The sequence below is a fragment of the Pseudomonas reidholzensis genome (assembly GCF_900536025.1).
GTDB classification, from domain to species: Bacteria; Pseudomonadota; Gammaproteobacteria; order Pseudomonadales; family Pseudomonadaceae; genus Aquipseudomonas; species Aquipseudomonas reidholzensis.
The window spans coordinates 13,394-33,488 of record NZ_UNOZ01000028.1 but is presented as its reverse complement, the minus strand read 5'-3'; the positions used below and the strand labels follow the sequence as shown (position 1 = coordinate 33,488).

Sequence of the window (20,095 nt, the reverse complement as noted above, 5' to 3'; positions counted from 1 at the left end):
CCTGGAACGGCCTCCGTGCAGGCTGAACCAGGGGCGGTGTTGCTCGGTGCCACCGCTGAACCTGTGGTCGCAGGTTCAGCGGTGTTGGCGTCTTCGCGGGGCAAGCCCGCTCCTACAGGCATTTCGCTGGCCACAGGCCTTGCACAGTACCTGTGGGAGCGGGCTTGCCCCGCGAAGAGGCCGGTAAGGCTTACGAATTACTTGTCGTCGCGGATCGAGAAGTTGGCCATGTGCTCCAGGCCCTTGATCAGCGCCGAGTGGTCCCAGTTGCCGCCGCCCAAGGCCTGGCAGGTGTTGAACACTTGCTGGGCGTTGGAGGTGTTGGGCAGGTTGATGCCCAGCTCCTTGGCGCCTTGCAGGGCCAGGTTCAGGTCCTTCTGGTGCAGGTTGATGCGGAAGCCTGGGTCGAAGGTGCCTTTGATCATGCGCTCGGCATGCACTTCGAGGATCTTCGACGAGGCGAAGCCGCCCATCAGTGCTTCACGCACCTTGGCCGGATCGGCGCCGTTCTTGGCGGCGAACAGCAGCGCTTCACTGACCGCCTGGATGTTCAGGGCGACGATGATCTGGTTGGCGACCTTGGCGGTCTGGCCGTCACCGTTGCCACCGACGCGGGTGATGTTCTTGCCCATCACTTCGAACAGCGGCAGGGTGCGCTCGAAGGCTTTCGGGCAGCCACCGACCATGATGCTCAGGGTCGCGGCCTTGGCGCCGACTTCACCGCCGGACACCGGAGCGTCCAGGTAGGCGGCGCCGGTGGCCTTGATCTTCTCGGCGAAGGCCTTGGTGGCGGTCGGCGAGATCGAGCTCATGTCGATGACGATCTTGTTCGGGCCAACGCCTTCGGCGACGCCGTTTTCACCGAACAGGACAGCCTCGACCTGCGGGGTGTCGGGGACCATGACGATGATGAATTCAGCTTCCTGGGCCACTTCCTTCGGGTTGGCCAGGGCCACGGCGCCTGCGGCGATCAGATCGGCCGGGGCGGCGTCGTGGTGGGTCGAAACGAACAGGCTGTGACCTGCTTTTTGCAGGTTTTGGGCCATGGGCTTGCCCATGATGCCGGTGCCGATAAAACCGATTTTAGCCATGAGAGATTACCTCGTTGTAATTGTTGAATCTCGCTGGAACGGGCGACACAGATCATGTGGGAGCGGGTTTACCCGCGAAGCAGGCACCGCGGTGCATGGCACCGGCTTCGCCGGTGTTCGCGGGTAAACCCGCTCCCACAGGGGGCTGTGTTCGCCTTAGATTGCGTTATGCGTCTTCAGCCAGCCGAGGCCTGCCTCGGTGGTGGTCAGCGGCTTGTACTCCGCGCCCACCCAGCCCTGGTAGCCGATGCGGTCCAGGTGCTCGAACAGGAAGCGGTAGTTGATCTCACCGGTGCCTGGCTCGTTGCGGCCGGGGTTGTCGGCCAGCTGGATATGGTTGATCAGGTTCAGGTTGGCTTCGATGGTGCGCGCCAGGTCACCTTCCATGATCTGCATGTGGTAGATGTCGTACTGCAGGAACAGGTTGGCGCTGCCCACCTCGGCCTGGATCTCCAGCGCCTGTTTCGTGGTGTTCAGGTAGAAGCCAGGGATGTCGCGGGTGTTGATCATTTCCATGACCAGGCGAATCCCGGCGGCCTGCAGCTTGTCGGCAGCGAACTTCAGGTTGTCGACAAAGGTCTTGCGCACGTTGGCGCATTCCAGGCCCTGCGGACGGATCCCGGCCAGGCAGTTGATCTGGGTATTGCCGAGCACCTTGGCGTACTCGATGGCCTTGTCGACCCCAGCGCGGAATTCTTCTACGCGGTCGGGGTGGCAGGCGATGCCGCGCTCACCCTTGGCCCAGTCGCCGGCCGGCAGGTTGAACAACACCTGGGTCAGGCCATGGGCGTCGAGCTGCTGCTTGATCTGGGCAGCGCTGAAATCGTACGGGAAGAGGTATTCGACACCGCTGAAGCCAGCGTCGGCGGCGGCCTTGAAGCGGGCCAGGAAGTCCTGCTCGGTAAACAGCATGGACAGGTTGGCAGCGAAGCGAGGCATGGTTGTCTCCTTGCAGAAGAAGGCCCCCGGCACAGCCGGCGCGGGGGCGTCAGGCAGTCAGTCGAGCATCGAGATCGCGGTAGGCGCGTCGTTGCCGACCAGGGCGAGGTCTTCGAACTCGTTGACCGCGTTGATCTCGGTGCCCATCGAAATGTTGGTCACACGCTCGAGGATCACTTCGACCACCACGGGCACGCGGAACTCTTCGGCCATTTTCTGCGCCTTCAGCAGGGCAGGGGCGATGTCGCCTGGCTCGAACACGCGCAGGGCTTTACAGCCGAGGCCTTCGACCACCGCGACGTGGTCGACGCCGTAGCTGCCGGCTTCGGTCGAGTTGATGTTCTCGAACGCCAGTTGTACACAGTAATCCATGTCGAAGCCACGCTGGGCCTGGCGGATCAGGCCGAGGTAGGCGTTGTTCACCAGCACGTGGACGTACGGCAGGTTGAACTGCGCGCCGACCGCCAGCTCTTCGATCATGAACTGGAAGTCGTAGTCACCGGACAGCGCGACCACCTTGCGTTTCGGGTCGGCCTTGACCACGCCCAGGGCGGCAGGGATGGTCCAGCCGAGCGGGCCGGCCTGGCCACAGTTGATCCAGTGGCGCGGCTTGTAGACGTGGAGGAACTGCGCGCCAGCGATCTGCGACAGGCCGATGGTGCTGACGTAGCAGGTGTCCTTGCCGAACACCTGGTTCATCTCTTGGTACACGCGCTGCGGCTTGACCGGTACGTTGTCGAAGTGGGTCTTGCGCTGCAGGCTCGACTTGCGCTGTTGGCAGTCTTCCAGCCAGGCGCCACGGTCCTTGAGCTTGCCAGCGGCTTTCCACTCGCGGGCCACTTCGAGGAACACGTCCAGTGCCTTGCCAGCGTCGGAGACGATGCCCAGGTCCGGGGTGAACACACGGCCGATCTGGGTCGGTTCGATGTCGACGTGAACGAACTTGCGGCCTTCGGTGTAGACGTCGACCGAGCCGGTGTGGCGGTTGGCCCAGCGGTTGCCGATGCCGAACACCAGGTCGGACTTGAGCAGGGTGGCGTTGCCGTAGCGGTGCGAGGTCTGCAAGCCGACCATGCCGACCATCTGTGGGTGATCGTCCGGGATGATGCCCCAGCCCATCAGGGTCGGGATCACCGGTACGCCGGTCAGTTCGGCGAACTCGACCAGTTTCTCGCAGGCGTCGGCGTTGATGATGCCGCCACCGGCGACCAGCAGTGGGCGCTCGGCGTCATTGAGCATGGCCAGGGCTTTTTCAGCCTGTACGCGGCTGGCGGCAGGCTTGTTGATTTGCAGCGGCTCGTAGGCCTCGATGTCGAACTCGATCTCGGCCATCTGTACGTCGAACGGCAGGTCGATCAGCACCGGGCCTGGGCGGCCGCTGCGCATTTCATAGAAGGCCTTCTGGAAGGCGTACGGCACCTGGCCTGGCTCGAGCACGGTGGTTGCCCACTTGGTGACCGGCTTGACGATGCTGGTGATGTCGACGGCCTGGAAGTCTTCCTTGTGCAGGCGTGCACGCGGCGCCTGGCCGGTGATGCAGAGAATCGGGATGGAGTCGGCGGCCGCACTGTACAGGCCGGTGACCATGTCGGTGCCGGCAGGGCCGGAGGTGCCGATGCACACGCCGATGTTGCCCGGGTTGGCGCGGGTGTAGCCCTCGGCCATGTGCGAGGCGCCTTCGACGTGACGAGCGAGGACGTGATCGATGCCGCCGACTTTTTTCAGGGCCGAATACAGCGGGTTGATGGCAGCCCCAGGGATGCCGAACGCGGTATCTACACCTTCGCGGCGCATGACCAGAACGGCTGCATCAATTGCTCTCATTTTGCTCATGGCTTGTGCCTCATCTATTTTGTAATTGTATACAACTTGCTCTGCGGCAAAGTGTATTCACGCTCGGCGGCTCAGGTCAATCCATTTTCATCGGGACGTTGAGCTTTCGTCGGAATGCCCGTGAAAACGGCGTTTCGTCTGATCGTGCACGATCGTCTAAAAATATTGTATACAAAAAGATCTGCCGTTGTGTTCTATTTGTTCGGTCCATTTTTAACTGCCCTTGGGGCTTCTCACAACAAGAAGAGGACCTTTGCAATGACTACTTTGACCCTGAAAGTCGCTGTCGGCCTGGTCAACGCCGCGCTGGCGGCAGGCCGCAAGATCAACGCGGCGCCGCTGACCGTGGCGGTGCTGGATGCCGGTGGCTATGTACTGGCGCTGCAGCGTGAGGACGGTGCCAGCCTGTTGCGCCCGGAGGTGGCGACGGGCAAGGCGTGGGGTGCGATTGCCCTGGGCAAGGGCTCACGCCTGCTGGCGCTGGATGCGCAGCAGCGGCCGGCGTTTTTTGCCGCGTTGAATGGGCTGGGTGAGCGCTCGGTGGTGCCGGCGCCGGGTGGCGTGCTGATTCGTGATCAGGACGGCAAAGTGCTGGGTGCGGTGGGGATCAGCGGGGATACGTCGGACATCGACGAGCAGTGCGCGATCAGCGCGATCGAGGAAGTGGGGTTGACTGCTGATGCTGGGGTAGCTGCCTAGATCTCGGCTGTTTGTACTGGCCTCTTCGCGGGTAAACCCGCTCCCACAGGGATGGCGCTGTGCTGTCCTTGTAGGAGCGGGCTTGCCCGCGAAGCAGGCGCCACCGAGGCTCAGGCCGCCTCGGGTTCACATCCCTTCAATACCAGGCGAATGATGGTCTGCGCCGCCGCCTCATAGTCACTGTCAGCCAGCTTGGCTTTACCGGTGACTGCCGCAATCTGCCAATCGAAGTCCGCATAGGTCTGCGTCGCCGCCCAGATGCTGAACATCAGGTGGTGGGCATCGACCGGGGCGATCTGCTTGCGCTCGATCCAGCGCTGGATGCACTCGATGTTGTGCCGGGCCTGCTCGTTGAGCTGCTCGACCTGGCTCGGCGACAGGTGCGGCGCACCGTGCATGATCTCGCTGGCAAACACCTTGGAGGCATGCGGCAGGTCGCGCGAAATGCGGATCTTCGAGCGAATGTAGGCGCTCAGCACTTCCTTGGGGTCACCGTCGGCGTTGAACGGCGTCGAGGCCTGCATGATCGGTGCGATGATGCTCTCCAGGACTTCGCGGTAGAGGTTGTCCTTGGATTTGAAGTAGTAATAGACGTTCGGCTTGGGCAGGCCAGCCTTGGCCGCGATGTCGCTGGTCTTGGTGGCGGCGAAGCCCTTGTCGGCGAATTCCTCGCTGGCCGCGCGCAGGATCAGTTCCTTGTTGCGCTCGCGAATGGTGCTCATTGTCAGGGATCTTCCTCGGAATGGTCGCCTCTAAGAGGGATCGGGCATGGTAGCACCGGCCCCGATGGGCGCTCAAGGCAGGGTGTTTGAGCTAGAATTCGGCGATTCACTGAATGGGAAACAGGCAAACATGGCAGGAAGCAGTCTACTGGTACTGATCGACGACATCGCGACGGTACTCGACGATGTCTCGCTGATGACCAAGGTCGCGGCAAAGAAGACCGCCGGCGTGCTCGGTGACGACCTGGCGCTGAACGCCCAGCAGGTCTCCGGCGTGCGCGCCGAACGGGAGATCCCGGTGGTCTGGGCGGTGGCCAAGGGCTCGTTCCTGAACAAGCTGATCCTGGTCCCGGCGGCGCTGTTGATCAGTGCGTTCATCCCGTGGGCGGTGACCCCGCTGCTGATGGTCGGGGGCGCCTACCTGTGCTTCGAGGGCTTCGAGAAGCTGGCGCACTCGTTCCTCCACAGCAAGGCCGAGGATGACGCCGAGCACGGTGCGCGGGCCGAGGCGCTGGCGGACCCGAATGTCGACCTGGTGGCGTTCGAGAAGGACAAGATCAAGGGTGCGGTGCGCACCGACTTCATTCTTTCGGCGGAGATCATCGCGATCACCCTCGGTACCGTGGCCGATGCGCCGCTGACCCAGCAGATCATCGTGCTGTCGGGCATTGCGATCGTCATGACCATCGGCGTGTATGGGCTGGTGGCCGGCATCGTCAAGCTGGATGACCTGGGCTTGTGGCTGACGCAGAAGGCCTCGAGCGTTGCCCAGAGCGTGGGTAATGGCATCCTGCGCGCGGCGCCGTACATGATGAAGAGCCTGTCGGTGATCGGCACTGCGGCGATGTTTCTGGTCGGGGGCGGGATTCTGGTGCACGGCGTGGAGCCGCTGCATCATGCGATCGAGGCGTTCAGTGCGGGACGGGGAGGGGCGCTGACCGGCGCGTTGCTCAATGGCCTGGTCGGGGTCATTGCCGGTGCGCTGGTGCTGGCGGTGGTCAGTGTGGTGAGCAAGGTGTGGCGGGTGTTCAAACCCGCCAACTGACCGCAGTGGATGGCCGGGGCAGGGCCCCGGTTCGCGGGCAAGCCCGCTCCTACAGAGACCGCGTTCATATTCACGCCGACGCTATTGCTGTAGGAGCGGGCTTGCCGGGACGCCGGACCGCCGCGATGGGCTGCAAAGCAGCCCCAGCACTCAAATCAGAAGTGCACCTTGACCAGGAAGCTGGCGGTGTTCTGGTTGGTGGTGAAGCCGTCGGAATCCTTGATCCCGTACTTGTTCTTCCAGTAGTCGTACTCGAAACCGACGTACAGCTGCTTCTCACCCAGGCGCAGCGCCTTGCCCAGGTCGTACTTCACCTGCGGGTTGAAGTGCAGGTTGGCCTGGTAGGTGCCACGACGGTTCTCGTCGTTGTCCACCACCCAATCCATGAAGCCGTCGATGAGAATGTCGGACGACCCAACCGGCAGGGTGTACGACCACACCGGGGTAATCTGCCAGACGTTGTCACCGGCGCGGCTGCCATCGGTGGTGCGCTGGTAGAAGTTCAGCTGGAAGTAGTCGAAGCCCGGGATGTCCAGGTCGAAGCCCGGGCCGATCAGGTACGACTCGGTGTCACCCTCGCCAAACTCGTAGGTCATCGCCAGGAGCACGTCCTTGACCGGGCCGAAGGCCAGCTTCTGGTCGAAGATCTTGCCGAACGACAGACGCGGGCTGATTTCGCCGTAGTAGGTGTTCGGGCCGTTGCCGGCGTCTTTCTTGCCCTGGTAGAAGATCTTGTCGACGAACACGAAGTTGTCGCCGTACTTCCAGCCGTCGGCGTGCTCGAAGGTGACGGTCTGCTGGATCTCCGGGTTGACCTTGAAGTTCTTGCCCCAGAGGTAGGTCAGGCTGTTGTTCTGCCACTGCAGCAGGTCACCGGCGACGCTGGCGCCGGAGGCCAGCAGGCCGGCGGCGAGGATCAGGCTATTGATGGTACGCATTGGGTGTGTCGCTCCCTTGAGTCGGATCGGGTGTCAGCGCTCGGTGTTGGCGCTGTTCTTGTCTTTTGAGTCAGTTTTTTTCGATTGGCCACAGCTATTTGGCAAGCGCAGTGCCAACTTTTACGGGTTGGTCACAGCGGTCCTGCTCGACGTCTTGCTGAACGATGAAAAGGGTGTTGTGAGGCTGGCAACACGTTGGCCAACCGCCCGAATTCATTGACTGAGCGGTCAGTAAACGCAGGCAGAAATCATTCTGCCCTGAGCGAGGGGGCGCGCAGATTACTCACTTGCGCGCCGCGCCTCAAGTGCTCCGTCCTGGCGCACTACTCACCAAACTTGGGCGTTTGGTCAGATTCTTTGAAATATCTCAGAAATGCACTTTGACCAGGGCGCTGGCGACACTTTGGTTGCTGTCGACGTTGCCTTGGCTATCGATGCCGTACTTGTCTTTCCAGTAGCTGTATTCGAAGCCGACATAGAGCTGCTTGGCGCCCAGGTTGAGCGCCTTGCCGAGGTCGTATTTGACCTGCGGGTTGAACTGCAGGTTGGCGTGGTAGGTGCCGCGGCGGGTCTGGTCGTTGTCCACCACCCAGTCGATGTAGCCATCGATGAGGATGTCCGAGCGGCCCACCGGAATGGTGTAGGACCAGGCCGGGGTGATCTGCCAGACGTTGTCACCCGGGCGGCTGCCCTCGGTGTTGCGCAGGTAGAAGTTGAGGGTGAAGTAGTTGAAGCCGGGGATCCCCAGGTCGAAGCCCGGGCCGATCAGGTAGGCCTCGTTGTCGCCCTCGCCGCGCTCGTAGGTCATGGCCAGGAGCACGTCCTTGACCGGGCCGAAGGCAAAGCTCTTGCCGGTGATCTTGCCCAGCGACAGGCGCGGGCTGAACTCGCCGTAATAGGTGGTCACGCCTTTGCTCGGGTCGGCCTTGCCGTTGTAGAAGATCTTGTCGACGAACATGAAGGTGTCGCCGTACTTCCATTTGTTGGCGTGCTCGAAGGTGATGGTCTGCTGGATGTCGGGGTTGACCTTGAAGTCTTTACCGTACAGGTAGCTCAGGCTTTCGCCATGCCACTGCAGCCATTCGCCGGCGTGGGAGGGGAGGGTGGCGGCCAGCAGGCTGCTGCCCAGCAACAGGGACGAGGTGATGCGCTTCATGTTGTGATTCCCGGACTTATTGTTTTTTTTGGGGTGTTTTCGGCGCGCAGGCGCCCCGGACGGCCCATTCCGGCGGGCCGACGGTGTTGCGTTGCTACCTGGGGTGAAAAGCGCGGGTGGCCAACAGCGCCACCCGGCTGACTCAGTGCTGGTGACAGGCGTCGTTGTGCGCCGCGCGGTCAGCGCCACCGAGGATGTTGAACAGCACGTTGAGGACCAGCGCGCTGAGCGTGGCCATGGCGATACCGCTGTGGGTGATGGGTTCCATCCAGTGCGGCATCTGTGCAAAGAACTCCGGCTTGACCACCGGGATCAGGCCAAAGCCGATGCTCACCGCCACCAGCAGCTGGTTGCGGCGGTCGGCGATGTCCGCCTCCTGGAGGATCTTGATGCCGGTGGCGGTGACCATGCCGAACATCGCGATCGAGGCCCCGCCGAGTACCGCCGGCGGGATCGAAGCGATCAGGTAGGCCGCCTTGGGCAGCAGGCTGAGCAGGATCAGCAGCCCGCCAGCCATCACCGTGACATACCGGCAGCGCACGCCGGTCATCTGCACCAGGCCGATGTTCTGGGCGAACGAGGAGTGGGTGAAGGTGTTGAAGAAGCCGGCGATGAACGACGCACCGGCGTCGCACAACAGGCCCCGGCGCAACATCCCTGGGGTGACTTCGCGGTCCGTCACCTTGCCCAGGGCGAGGAACATGCCCGTGGACTCGACGAAGATGATCACCACCACCAGGCACATCGACAGGATCGGCGCCAGGCTGAACGTCGGCATGCCGAAGTGCAGCGGGGTGACCACCTGCAACCAGGGCGCGGCGCCCAGGCCCGACAGGTCGACCATGCCGATCGAACCGGCCAGGATGTACCCCAGGCCCATGCCGACCAGCACCGAGACGTTGACCCAGAACCCGCGCATGAAGCGGTTGATCAGCAGGATGACCGCCAGCACCAGGCTGGCCACCATCAGGTAGACCGGTGAGCCGAAGGTTTCTGCCTGATCGCCGCCACCGGCCCAGTTGACCGCGACCGGGAACAGCGACAGGCCGATCGAAGTAATCACCGTACCGGTGACCAGCGGCGGGAAGAACCGCACCACCTTGGACATGAACGGCGCGATCAGCATGCCGAAGAAGCCCGCGGCGATGGTCGCCCCGAAAATCCCCTGCAGGCCGACGCCAGGCATGCCGGCCATGGCCACCATGCTGCCGACAGCGGCAAAGCTGGCGCCCATCATGACAGGCATGCGAATGCCGACCGGGCCGATACCGAACGATTGGATGATGGTGGCAACGCCGGCGACCAGCAGGTCGGCGTTGATCAGGAACGCGACTTCTTCGCGTGAAAGGCCGGCGGCCTGGCCGATGATCAGCGGCACGGCAATCGCGCCTCCGTACATCAGCAGCACATGTTGCAGACCGACCAGGATCAGCTGAAACAGGGGCAGGGGCTGTCGTGGCGGCGCAACGGGGATGTACGCCTTGCGTGACTCGGACATGCAGCACCTCGAGTTTTGTTCTTATTCTCGGAGCCAAGCGTCGGGTCTCAAACGGCAAGCTCTGGTTAGAAAGCTTGGGGTTCCCGCTTGAGGCCTGGCGCTCGATGCTTGCTTGTTGCGTACTTCGGGTAGCGAGGTGGCACGGTCTGTAGGAGTGGCGGTGCGGCGATCCGACTTGCCCGCGATGGCGATGGTGCGTGTTCCATCGCATTCGCGGGCAAGCCCGCTCCTACAGCGTGACGTCGTTACCACCCTTGTGATCAGTTGACGGGGGCGCCTTTGGCGATCCAGTCACCGACCAGTTTGCGTTCCTCGACGGTCATCTGGGTGATGTTGCCCAGCGGCATGATCTGGCTGGCGACCGCTTGCGCTTGAATGCGTGCGGCCTGGGCCTGGATCTGCTGCGGGGTGTCGAACATCACGCCACCGGGGGCGGCGCTGAACAGTGGGCTGGTCGGCTTGGACGAGTGGCACACGGTGCAGCGTTCCTGGATGACATTGTGGATCGTGTCGAAGGTGCCACCCGCAGCCTGGGCAGTCGCCTGGGCCGGAGCCTCGGCAGGTGCTTCGGCGGCCTTGGCGGCTTCCTCGGCGCGCAGCTGCGCGGCAGTCTTGCCACCCACGGCAGTGGCGGGCAGTGGCTGGTACTCGACCTTCGCCGCCGCCTGCTCCGGGGCTACCGCCATCGGTTTAGGGCCGGTGACATAAGCCAGGCAGATCATCGCCAGGGCGCCGACGGGCAGGGTCCAGGCGTACTTGTTGCTGTCGTGGCGGGTGTTGAAGTAGTGACGGATCAGTACCGCAGCCACGGCGATCCCGGCCAGGATCAGCCAGTTGTACTGGCTGCCATAGGTGCTCGGGAAGTGGTTGCTGATCATGATGAACAGCACCGGCAGGGTGAAGTAGTTGTTGTGGCGCGAGCGCAGCAGGCCCTTGGCCGGCAGCAGCGGGTCAGGCGTCTGGTTGTTCTCGATCGCCGCCACCAGCTGGCGCTGGGCCGGCATGATGATGCGGAACACGTTACCGACCATGATCGTGCCGATGATCGCGCCGGTGTGCAGGTACGCACCACGGCCGCTGAACACCAGGCTGAAGCCCCAGCAGGCAGCGATGATCAGGACGAACAGGACACCGCCGAGCAGCGCCGGGCGCTTGCCCAGTGGCGAGTCGCAGAGGATGTCGTAGATGAACCAGCCGGCCACCAGCGAGCCGATACCGATCGCCACGCCTTCGGCACCGCTGAGGGTGCTGCCGGGTGCCAGCAGGTACAGGGTCGGGTTCCAGTAGAACACCACGCAAAGCAGGGCGATCCCGGACATCCAGGTGAAGTAGGCTTCCCATTTGAACCAGTGCAGGTTCTCGGGCATTTTCGGCGGCGCGAGCTTGTACTTCTCCAGGTGGTAGATACCGCCACCGTGGATGGCCCAGAGGTCACCTGACAACCCATCGCGCGGGTTGCTTCGATTCAGGTGGTTCTCCAGCCAGACGAAGTAGAACGATGCACCGATCCAGGCCACGCCGGTGATCATGTGAACCCAGCGAATGCTCAGGTTCAGCCATTCGTGAAGGTGTGCTTCCACAGTATGTACCTCTTGCCAGTCACCATCTCAGGCAGTGCCCCTGGATGACTGACCTTTTCTTATTGGTGGGGATTGAGGATCAGCATCTGTTCCTCGCTGAAGTAATGCTCGTCGCAGTTGTTGCCGGAACCACTGCGATCAACCACCAGGAAATCATCCCGCTTTTCGATCGTAAGCACCGGGTGGTGCCAAACGCCGCGATGGTAATTGATGCCCTGCCTGCCGTTACTGCGGAAGGCGCGGACATGACCTGATACAGGTGCATCGCCAACCGGCGCGACCACGATCAGAAAGGGGTTGCCGAGCAGCGGAATGAAAGCCTGGCTGCCCAGCGGATGGCGTTCCAGCATGCGTACGGTCAAGGGCATCTCCAGCGCGTCGGCGCGGAAGATGCTGATGATCGCTTTGTCCTCGGGCTCGGCGGTTTCGACCGTGGCGAGCTTGTGGAAGCGCATGGTCGAGCCGTTGTTGATCATGAAGTGGTCGCTGCCGTCGGTTTCGATCACGTCACCGAATGGGGCGAAGGCTTCTTTGGTCAGGGGCTCGATCACTAGTGTGCGCATGCTTTTTATCTCTTTTTCTATGTTCTGAATTAGGGTTGGACGCGTGCTCGGTGTCAGGCCCTGGGTACGATCAGGTGGCGTACTCGGGCCAGGCCGTGGCAGTCGATCCTTACAGTTGCAGCAGGCGGAACAGCGCGATCAGGTTGATCTGCGCCAGGGCTTCCTTGAATTCGGCAGCGGCATCGTTATGGATGCGCTTTTCGAACGCGGCGAGGATCTGGTGCCGGTTGCTGCCCTTGACCGCCATGATGAACGGGAACTGGAACTTGGCCTTGTAGGCGTCGTTGAGTTCGGTGAAGCGTGCGAACTCTTCGGCTGTGCACTGGTGGATACCGGCACCGGCCTGTTCGTTGGTGCTCGATTCGGTCAGCTCGCCCTGGATCGCGGCCTTGCCGGCGAGGTCCGGGTGAGCATTGATCAGGGCCAGCTGGTCGGCGTGGTTGGCGCTGAGGAGGATGTCGCTCATGCGCTGGTGCAGCACCTCGATCTCATCCAGCTCGCTCAGTTGGCCGAGGTCATAGGCCTTCTCGGCCACCCACGGCGAGTGCTCGTAGATGTCGGCGAAGGTGCTGACGAACGCGTCGCGGCCGAGGGTCGATGGCGTGAGGGTCTTGAAGGCGGTCATCAGGCGTTCTCTTTCTTGTACGGGTGGGTGGTGTACCAGTGGCGGGCGATGTCCGCGCGCCGGGCGAACCAGACCTGGTCATGGCTTTTGGCGTATTCGACGAAGCGCTTCAGTGCCGCCAGCCGCGCCGGGCGGCCGATCAGCCGGCAGTGCAGGCCGATGGAGAGCATCTTCGGCGCCTCGGCACCTTCTTCGTAGAGCACGTCGAAGGCGTCCTTGAGGTACTGGAAAAACTGCTCGCCGCAGTTGAAGCCCTGCACCTGGGTGAAGCGCATGTCATTGGTGTCCAGGGTGTAGGGGATCACCAGGTGCGGCTTGTCGGTCGGGTTGTTGGTTTCCCAGTAGGGCAGGTCGTCGTCGTAGGTGTCGCTGTCGTAGAGGAAACCGCCTTCTTCCATCACCAGGCGGCGGGTGTTGGCGCCGGTGCGGCCGGTGTACCAGCCCACTGGGCGCTCGCCGGTGAGTTCGGTGAGGATGCGGATGGCTTCGAGCATGTGCTCGCGCTCCTGGGCCTCGTCCATGTTCTGGTAGTCGATCCAGCGGTAGCCGTGGCTGCAGATCTCATGGCCGGCGTCGACCATGGCGCGGATGACGTCGGGGTGGCGCTGCGCGGCCATGGCCACGGCGAACACGGTGAGCGGCACGCCGGTGTCCTTGAACAGCTTGAGCAGGCGCCACACGCCAGCACGGCTGCCGTACTCGTAGAGCGACTCCATGCTCATGTTGCGTTGGCCCTGCAGGGGCTGGGCGGCAACCATTTCAGACAGGAAGGCTTCGGACTCTTTGTCGCCGTGCAGGATGTTGCGCTCGCCACCTTCCTCGTAGTTGAGGACGAACGACAAGGCGATGCGCGCATTGCCCGGCCAGTGCGGGTGCGGTGGGTTGTTGCCGTAACCGATCAGGTCGCGAGGGTAGTCAGCGCTCACTGCAGTCTTCCTTCTTGTACGTTGTGCGAGGGGTGGTGGGCCCGCGTCGGGTTGTCGCACTCACCGGATGGGCTGATTGTATACAACTTCTGAAATCTTTTGTAAGCCTGTTTTTCCGCATTTCTGCCCTTTTGTCGCCTGAGAATGCGTTGCAAGAAACTTGCCTGTTCGGTCAGCTAATGCTCTCTGCCTGTGTTTAGAGCCTATATTTGGCGACACGTAGCGTGTTTGCGGGGGCGTCCGGCGGAGCGCCGGGGAAGGGTCTAAAAAATTGTGTACAATTTTTTGAGAAAGTGTCTTAATGAGGTCGTTCCCGCACACGGCAGGCCCTTTCATGGTGCCTGCTGGGTATTTTCTGCCCACCCTTTGCACACGAGGCGACACGCACATGGGACGTTTGACTACTCACGTACTGGACGCTGCGCATGGCTGCCCGGGCAGCTCGATCAAGGTCGAGCTGTACCGTGTCGAAGGCCAGCAGCTTGAATTGATCAATACCGTGCTGACCAACAGCGACGGTCGTGTCGATGCGCCGCTGCTGCACGGCGATGATTACCGCACGGGCGTGTACCAGTTGCAGTTCAGTGCCGGGGATTACTACCGGGCGCGGGGCGTTGCTTTGCCAGAAGCGGCGTTCCTGGATGTTGTCGTGCTGCGCTTTGGGGTCGACGAGAAGCAGGAGCACTACCACGTGCCGCTGCTGATCTCGCCCTACAGCTACTCGACCTATCGTGGAAGCTAGTTGGTCGCTAGAAGAATCTTCGTAGGTCTTTGGCCCGCTCTCACACTGGCGGGCTTTTTTTATTGGCGGATGGTAGCCGCATCGCCAGTGAGGTACAGCGCCTTGCCAGATATGCGGTTGGCGTGGTCGGTACCGCTAGCCAGGAACGCGCTGGCGCCATTAAAGACCATGCCTGCAGCTGCATCCGCACGGCCATAACGCCAGGCTTTTTTGCCCCAGCGTAAAGCCGAGCGAAAGAACTGATAACTATTGGACCAATCCATTCGGCTGTCACTGACATAAACGAGAGCTTGGTTGTATCCGAGGCTCCCATTGATATTCGACGCCAGTGTCTTATTGGTGATGCGCAATCCCCTCGGGAATGGCTGGCCATTATCCACGACATGTTTGTCGATGTACTGCCGGGCGGGCGACGCGTCTGACGTATCCCAGGGCCCCTCTACTATCGAGTGTTTGGCCGTCTGGCCAAATTCAGCGATCTGCTCACTTTTGTCTTTGATCATCGCAACTGATCCTCCTCCTGCGGCCACTTTGATGGCGCGCTTGATCACTCCAGCGACACCGCGAAACCTGCCGGTTGAATCACTGAAGTTGACGGGATCTCCCTCGCAGTACATGTAGCAATTCAATCCACCTTTTCCAAAGGGGCTTAGCCGATCCGCGCTATTGAAGCGCATCAGTGTCGGGTTGAACGAGCGATGGCCATTGCCGAGCAAGTATTGCCCCGTGACATGCTCGCGTGGCTCGCCATTGAAACCTAGAAGGGTGTGGAGTTTCGCCGTCAGCGGTATCTGGCCGTAGGGGCCATAATTGATAACGGTTCGCAGGCTTGCTGAGCTAACCCGCAGAACGGAGCCCTGCTGATCCGTTGAAAAAAGACCTTCATTAACCTCGCTGGCATCGATTTGAGCGAGTGGTAGGTCGGCATGGAGCAGTAGCGTCACGGCGCCGCCAGGGCGGATCTCTGTTGCCAGTCTGGCGCCTTGATAAAATCGGTAGGTGGATAGTGCGGTCATGGCCAGCCCCGGTTTGTCGGTACGAATAACCGGAGCTTAAGCCAAGGCGAACCACAAGGGACCTGGCAAAAATGCCAGGTCCCCGGGCTCGGATGGGATGTGGAGTGAGGGTTAGAGAAACACGAACTTGGCAATGAAGATCACGCACAGCACCCACAGGCTGGCGGAAATTTCCTTGTACTTGCCGGTCCCCGCCTTCAAGGCCACATAGCTGATGAAGCCCAGCGCAATACCGTCGGCGACCGAGAAGGTCAGCGGCATCATGATCACCGTGACGATCGCCGGAATGCTGTCGGTGGCTTCGTCCCAGTTGATGTGCGCCATGCTGCCCATCATCAGCATCGCCACGTAGATCAGCGCACCGGCGGTCGCGTAGGCCGGGATCATGCCCGCCAGCGGGGCGAAGAACATCGCCGCGACGAACAACAGGCCGACTACAACGGCAGTCAAGCCGGTACGGCCACCCGCGGCCACGCCGGCGGCACTCTCCACATAGCTGGTCACTGGCGGTACGCCGACCACGGCACCGAACACGCTCGATGCACTGTCGGCCTTCAGCGCCTGCGACAGGTTTTCAATGCGCCCATCCGGCGCCACCAGGTTGGCCCGTTGCGCCACGCCCATCAGCGTGCCGGCGGTATCGAACATGTGCACGAAGAGGAACGCCAGCACCACGCTGATCATGCTGACGTTGAACACGCCCGCCACATCCATCGCCATCCAGGTAGGCGCCAGGCTCGGCGGCATCGACATCACCCCGCCAAATTCCACCAGGCCCAGGCCCCAGCCGGCCAGGGTGACACCGATGATGCTGATCAGGATTGCGCCGAATACCCGCTTGTAGCTGAGGATGGCGATCAACAGGAAGCACACCGCCGCCAGCAGCGGGCCGGGCTCATGCAGCGAGCCCAGCTTGATCAGCGTGGCCGGGCTGTCGACGATGATGCCCGCGGTTTTCAGGCCGATCAGTCCGAGAAACAATCCGACGCCGGCGCCCATCGCATGGCGCAGGCTCAGCGGAATGCTGTTGAGCAGCCACTCGCGCACCTTCGACAAGGTCAGGAACATGAACAGCACACCCGAGACGAATACCGCGCCCAGTGCCGTTTCCCAGTTGTAGCCCATGGTGCCGACCACGGTGTAGGTGAAGAAGGCGTTCAGGCCCATGCCCGGGGCCAGGCCCACCGGCCAGTTGGCATAGAGGCCCATCAGCATGCAGCCGAGTGCCGCGGAGATGCAGGTGGCGACGAACGCCGCACCGTGATCGATGCCGGCATCGGCCATGATGTTGGGGTTGACGAAGATGATGTAGGCCATGGTGATGAAGGTGGTCACCCCGGCGATCATTTCGGTCCGGACGCTGCTGCCGTGCTGTTTGATTTTGAAAATCCGCTCCAGCCAGCTCCTTTCGAGCGGCGGGGCGAGATCCAGCGTAGTGGCTTCGGATTTGCGGCTTTCCACAGCGAGTACTCCTCAAGTCTTTCTTGTTGTTCGGAGCCAGTGACCTGCGCCATGCACTTGGTGACTCCGCGAGGGGGATGGCAGACGTCCGACCGTTTTGTTGACTCATGGGTCAGGAAGTTGCTCGCTGGATTATCCTTTTGTGTACAAAGAATGCAAATAATGTTTTATCTTTTGTTCGCACAATCCGTTGCACTGTGGCTATATGGCGAAAAGGCCACCTGCAGAAACGGGTCAGCCTGTGTACAATGGACGCATACCTTTCCCCTTATTTATCAACCAGGGCTTGCCATCCACCCTCTGACTGGTATTACAGTCAAAGTCCGACTGGCGGATTCCCGTGCTCGAGTGCCCATGAACGAACAGCTGCAACCCCTCAAGAAACCTGTGCGCAATGGCAAGGCCGGCCGCAGTGGTACCCAGGACGACATCGTCTACGCGCATATTTTCGAGGCGATTCTCGAGCAGCGCCTGGCTCCGGGCACCAAGTTGAGCGAGGAAGCGCTGGGCGAGATCTTTGGCGTCAGCCGCACCATCATTCGCCGTGCGCTGTCGCGCCTGGCGCATGAAAGCGTGGTGCTGTTGCGGCCGAACCGCGGTGCGGTGGTAGCCAGCCCGACGGTCGAAGAGGCGCGTCAGGTGTTTTTCTCGCGGCGCATGGTCGAGCGTGCCATCACTGAGCTTGCGGTGCAGCATGCCACCGCCGAGCAGCTCAACGAGCTGCGCCAGATGGTCCGCGAAGAGCGTGACAGCTTCTCGCGGGGCGACCGTGGCGCGGGGATTCGGCTTTCGGGCGAGTTCCACCTGAAGCTGGCCGAGGCCGCAGGCAATGCGCCGCTGGTGAGCTTCCAGCGCAGCCTGGTGTCGCAGACCTCGTTGATCATCGCCCAGTACGAGAGCGGCAACCGCTCGCACTGTTCGTACGACGAGCACATGCAGCTGATCGATGCCATCGAAGCACGCGATGCGGCGCAGGCGGTCAGCCTGATGATGCACCACATGGACCATATCGACAGCAAGCTCAACCTCGACGAGGAGAGTGCTTCGGATGATCTGCACGCAGTATTTTCACATTTGTTGCAAACCAAGAAACGAGCACCCGCCAAAGGTTGATCGTTTGCGCAGGTGAACAGGGGCCGCTATGCGGCCCTTGTCGTTACTGGCCCTTGGCCAAACCTCTGCTAGATTCAGCCCTGCAAACCTTCATCAAGTAGTTGGGCTTGCGCAACCCTTGCGTCCAACTACTTGAGGAACGGTCCATGACTCATTCTCTGGGTGTACGAATGGGTGCCGAGCTGATTGGCACCTTCTGGCTGGTTCTGGGCGGCTGCGGCAGCGCCGTGATCGCCGCCAGCTCTCCAATCGGCATCGGCGTCCTCGGTGTCGCCTTCGCCTTCGGCCTCACCGTCCTGACCATGGCCTTCGCCATCGGTCATATCTCCGGTTGTCACCTCAACCCCGCGGTATCACTGGGGCTGGTGGTCGGTGGCCGGTTTCCGGCCAAAGAGCTGTTGCCCTACGTCATCGTCCAGGTGATCGGCGCTGTCATTGCCGCCGCCGTGATCTACTTCATCGCCAGCGGCAAGGCCGGCTTCGAGCTTTCGGCAGGGCTGGCCTCGAACGGCTACGCCGAGCATTCGCCAGGGGGTTATAGCTTGGCGGCGGGGTTTGTCAGTGAGGTGGTGATGACCGCGATGTTCCTGGTGATCATCATGGGCGCCACCGACAGCCGCGCCCCGGCGGGCTTCGCGCCGATCGCCATCGGCCTGGCGCTGACGCTGATCCACCTGATCTCCATTCCGGTGACCAATACCTCGGTGAACCCGGCGCGCAGCACCGGGCCGGCGCTGCTGGTCGGCGGCTGGGCGTTGCAGCAGCTGTGGCTGTTCTGGCTGGCGCCACTGATCGGCGCGGCGATCGGTGGCGCCTTGTACCGGGGCCTCGCCAAGCAGCCTTAGCGCTGGTGCACGCAGCGACCGGCCGCGTAGGTTTCACGCACGGTGCGGTCGTCGCCCAGGGTGGTCAGTACGAACAAGGTCTCTTCGATGCTGTTGGACTGCTGGATGCGGTAGTCCAGCAGCGGCGTGGCCTTGTAGTCGAGCACCACGAAGTCGGCGTCGTTGCCCGGCTGCAGGCTGCCGATGCGGTCGTCCAGGCGCAGCGCGCGGGCGCCACCCAGGGTCGCCAGGTACAGCGACTTGTACGGGTGCAGGCGAGCGCCCTGCAATTGCATGACCTTGTACGCCTCGTTGAGGGTGTTGAGCAGCGAGAAGCTGGTGCCGGCGCCGACGTCGGTGCCCAGGCCGACGTTGACCTTGAACTTCTCCGCCTGCGGCAGGTTGAACAGGCCGCTGCCGAGGAACAGGTTGGAGGTCGGGCAGAAGGCAATCGCCGAGCCGGTTTCGGCCAGGCGCTGGCACTCCTCGTCGCACAAGTGCACGCCGTGGGCGAACACCGAGCGCTCGCCGAGCAGTTCGAAGTGGTCGTAGACGTCCAGGTAGCCCTTGCGCTCGGGGAACAGGTCCTTGACCCAGTCGATCTCTTTGAGGTTTTCCGACAGGTGCGTGTGCAGGTACACGCCTGGGTGCTCCTTGAGCAATTGACCGGCCACGGCCAACTGCTCCGGGGTGCTGGTCGGCGCGAAGCGTGGGGTCACCGCGTAGTGCAGGCGGCCCTTGCCATGCCAGCGCTGGATCAGCGCCTTGCTTTCGCTGTAGGACGACTCGGCGGTGTCGGTCAGGTAGTCGGGCGCGTTGCGGTCCATCATCACCTTGCCGGCGATCAGCCGCAGGTCGAGGCGCTCGGCTTCTTCGAACAGGGCGTTGACCGACTCGGGGTGCACGCTGCCGAACACCAGCGCGGTGGTGGTGCCGTTGCGCAGCAACTCCTGCAGGAAGATCTTCGCCACCTTGTCGGCGTGGTCCTTGTCGGCGAACTGCTTTTCGCAAGGGAAGGTGTAGGTGTTCAGCCAGTCCAGCAGCTGCTCGCCGTAAGAGCCGATCATGCCGGTCTGCGGGAAGTGGATGTGCGTGTCGATGAAGCCCGGGGTGATCAGGGTATCCTGGTAATGCACCACTTCGATGTCGGCGTCGAGGGTCGGCAGCAGGTCGCTGGCGTGGCCGAGGGCGCTGATGCGGCCGTCGTCGACCACCAGCAGGCCGTCTTCGTAATACGCATGGGACGCCTCCAGGCCAACCTCGGCCGGGTCGGCGATGCTGTGCAGGATGGCGGAACGGTAGGCTTTGCGGGTTGTGCTCATAA

General features: G+C 62.2%; 19 protein-coding genes. 5 read left to right on the top strand and 14 right to left on the bottom strand.

Annotated features, from left to right (window positions below):
* Positions 1-197: 197 nt before the first annotated feature.
* From CCOS865_RS17855 to gcl, 3 genes are all read right to left on the bottom strand, one after another.
* A complete protein-coding gene (locus CCOS865_RS17855; protein WP_119143225.1) occupies positions 198-1,091 on the bottom strand; it encodes a 2-hydroxy-3-oxopropionate reductase in 894 nt (297 codons plus the stop codon).
* Positions 1,092-1,247: 156 nt separating this feature from the next.
* Entirely contained in the window at positions 1,248-2,030 is a 783-nt protein-coding gene (gene hyi / locus CCOS865_RS17850; protein ID WP_119143223.1) for a hydroxypyruvate isomerase, read from the bottom strand.
* Between the two features lie 57 nt (positions 2,031-2,087).
* Positions 2,088-3,863 (bottom strand): glyoxylate carboligase, encoded by a 1,776-nt coding sequence (gene gcl / locus CCOS865_RS17845; protein ID WP_119143222.1) that lies wholly within the window; start codon positions 3,861-3,863, stop codon positions 2,088-2,090.
* Positions 3,864-4,121: 258 nt separating this feature from the next.
* Between gcl and CCOS865_RS17840 the strand changes: the two genes are divergently transcribed.
* A complete protein-coding gene (locus CCOS865_RS17840) occupies positions 4,122-4,562 on the top strand; it encodes a GlcG/HbpS family heme-binding protein (RefSeq protein WP_119143220.1) in 441 nt (146 codons plus the stop codon).
* Between the two features lie 110 nt (positions 4,563-4,672).
* On the opposite strand, the gene CCOS865_RS17835 is transcribed toward CCOS865_RS17840, so the two are convergent.
* Positions 4,673-5,284, bottom strand: coding sequence for a TetR/AcrR family transcriptional regulator (locus CCOS865_RS17835; RefSeq protein WP_119143218.1), 612 nt, complete (start codon positions 5,282-5,284; stop codon positions 4,673-4,675).
* A 130-nt stretch (positions 5,285-5,414) separates the two neighbouring features.
* Between CCOS865_RS17835 and CCOS865_RS17830 the strand changes: the two genes are divergently transcribed.
* Complete coding sequence (locus CCOS865_RS17830) at positions 5,415-6,329, top strand: DUF808 domain-containing protein (RefSeq protein WP_119143216.1); 915 nt, start codon at positions 5,415-5,417, stop codon at positions 6,327-6,329.
* 155 nt (positions 6,330-6,484) lie between these two features.
* Here the strand turns inward: CCOS865_RS17830 and CCOS865_RS17825 are convergent, their stop codons facing one another.
* From CCOS865_RS17825 to puuE, 7 genes are all read right to left on the bottom strand, one after another.
* Positions 6,485-7,267, bottom strand: coding sequence for an outer membrane protein OmpK (locus tag CCOS865_RS17825; protein WP_119143214.1), 783 nt, complete (start codon positions 7,265-7,267; stop codon positions 6,485-6,487).
* Between the two features lie 367 nt (positions 7,268-7,634).
* A complete protein-coding gene (locus CCOS865_RS17820) occupies positions 7,635-8,423 on the bottom strand; it encodes an outer membrane protein OmpK (RefSeq protein ID WP_119143212.1) in 789 nt (262 codons plus the stop codon).
* 142 nt (positions 8,424-8,565) lie between these two features.
* Complete coding sequence (locus tag CCOS865_RS17815) at positions 8,566-9,921, bottom strand: nucleobase:cation symporter-2 family protein (protein WP_119143210.1); 1,356 nt, start codon at positions 9,919-9,921, stop codon at positions 8,566-8,568.
* A 260-nt stretch (positions 9,922-10,181) separates the two neighbouring features.
* Positions 10,182-11,501, bottom strand: a complete 1,320-nt coding sequence (locus tag CCOS865_RS17810; protein ID WP_119143208.1) for a urate hydroxylase PuuD — start codon at positions 11,499-11,501, stop codon at positions 10,182-10,184.
* Positions 11,502-11,560: 59 nt separating this feature from the next.
* On the bottom strand, positions 11,561-12,064 hold the full coding sequence (locus CCOS865_RS17805; protein WP_119143206.1) for an ureidoglycolate lyase: 504 nt from the start codon (positions 12,062-12,064) through the stop codon (positions 11,561-11,563).
* Between the two features lie 109 nt (positions 12,065-12,173).
* Complete coding sequence (gene uraD / locus CCOS865_RS17800) at positions 12,174-12,689, bottom strand: 2-oxo-4-hydroxy-4-carboxy-5-ureidoimidazoline decarboxylase (protein ID WP_119143204.1); 516 nt, start codon at positions 12,687-12,689, stop codon at positions 12,174-12,176.
* A complete protein-coding gene (gene puuE, locus CCOS865_RS17795) occupies positions 12,689-13,615 on the bottom strand; it encodes an allantoinase PuuE (protein WP_119143202.1) in 927 nt (308 codons plus the stop codon). The genes uraD and puuE overlap by 1 nt, the downstream gene beginning before the upstream one ends.
* Positions 13,616-14,003: 388 nt before the next feature.
* Here puuE and uraH point away from each other — a divergent pair, with 388 nt between their 5' ends.
* The gene (gene uraH / locus CCOS865_RS17790; protein WP_119143200.1) at positions 14,004-14,357 is read left to right on the top strand and encodes a hydroxyisourate hydrolase; all 354 of its coding nucleotides are present in this window, start codon (positions 14,004-14,006) and stop codon (positions 14,355-14,357) included.
* A gap of 59 nt (positions 14,358-14,416) precedes the next feature.
* Here uraH and CCOS865_RS17785 read toward each other — a convergent pair whose 3' ends face one another.
* Entirely contained in the window at positions 14,417-15,373 is a 957-nt protein-coding gene (locus CCOS865_RS17785; protein WP_119143198.1) for an RHS repeat-associated core domain-containing protein, read from the bottom strand.
* Between the two features lie 111 nt (positions 15,374-15,484).
* A complete protein-coding gene (locus CCOS865_RS17780) occupies positions 15,485-16,834 on the bottom strand; it encodes an NCS2 family permease (RefSeq protein ID WP_119143196.1) in 1,350 nt (449 codons plus the stop codon).
* 354 nt (positions 16,835-17,188) lie between these two features.
* Between CCOS865_RS17780 and CCOS865_RS17775 the strand changes: the two genes are divergently transcribed.
* Together CCOS865_RS17775 and aqpZ are read left to right on the top strand one after the other, a co-directional pair.
* Entirely contained in the window at positions 17,189-17,947 is a 759-nt protein-coding gene (locus tag CCOS865_RS17775; RefSeq protein WP_119143194.1) for a GntR family transcriptional regulator, read from the top strand.
* 146 nt (positions 17,948-18,093) lie between these two features.
* The gene (gene aqpZ, locus CCOS865_RS17770) at positions 18,094-18,792 is read left to right on the top strand and encodes an aquaporin Z (protein WP_119143192.1); all 699 of its coding nucleotides are present in this window, start codon (positions 18,094-18,096) and stop codon (positions 18,790-18,792) included.
* Here the strand turns inward: aqpZ and guaD are convergent.
* The gene (guaD, locus tag CCOS865_RS17765) at positions 18,789-20,093 is read right to left on the bottom strand and encodes a guanine deaminase (protein WP_119143190.1); all 1,305 of its coding nucleotides are present in this window, start codon (positions 20,091-20,093) and stop codon (positions 18,789-18,791) included. The genes aqpZ and guaD overlap by 4 nt on opposite strands.
* Between the last annotated feature and the right edge of the window lie 2 nt (positions 20,094-20,095).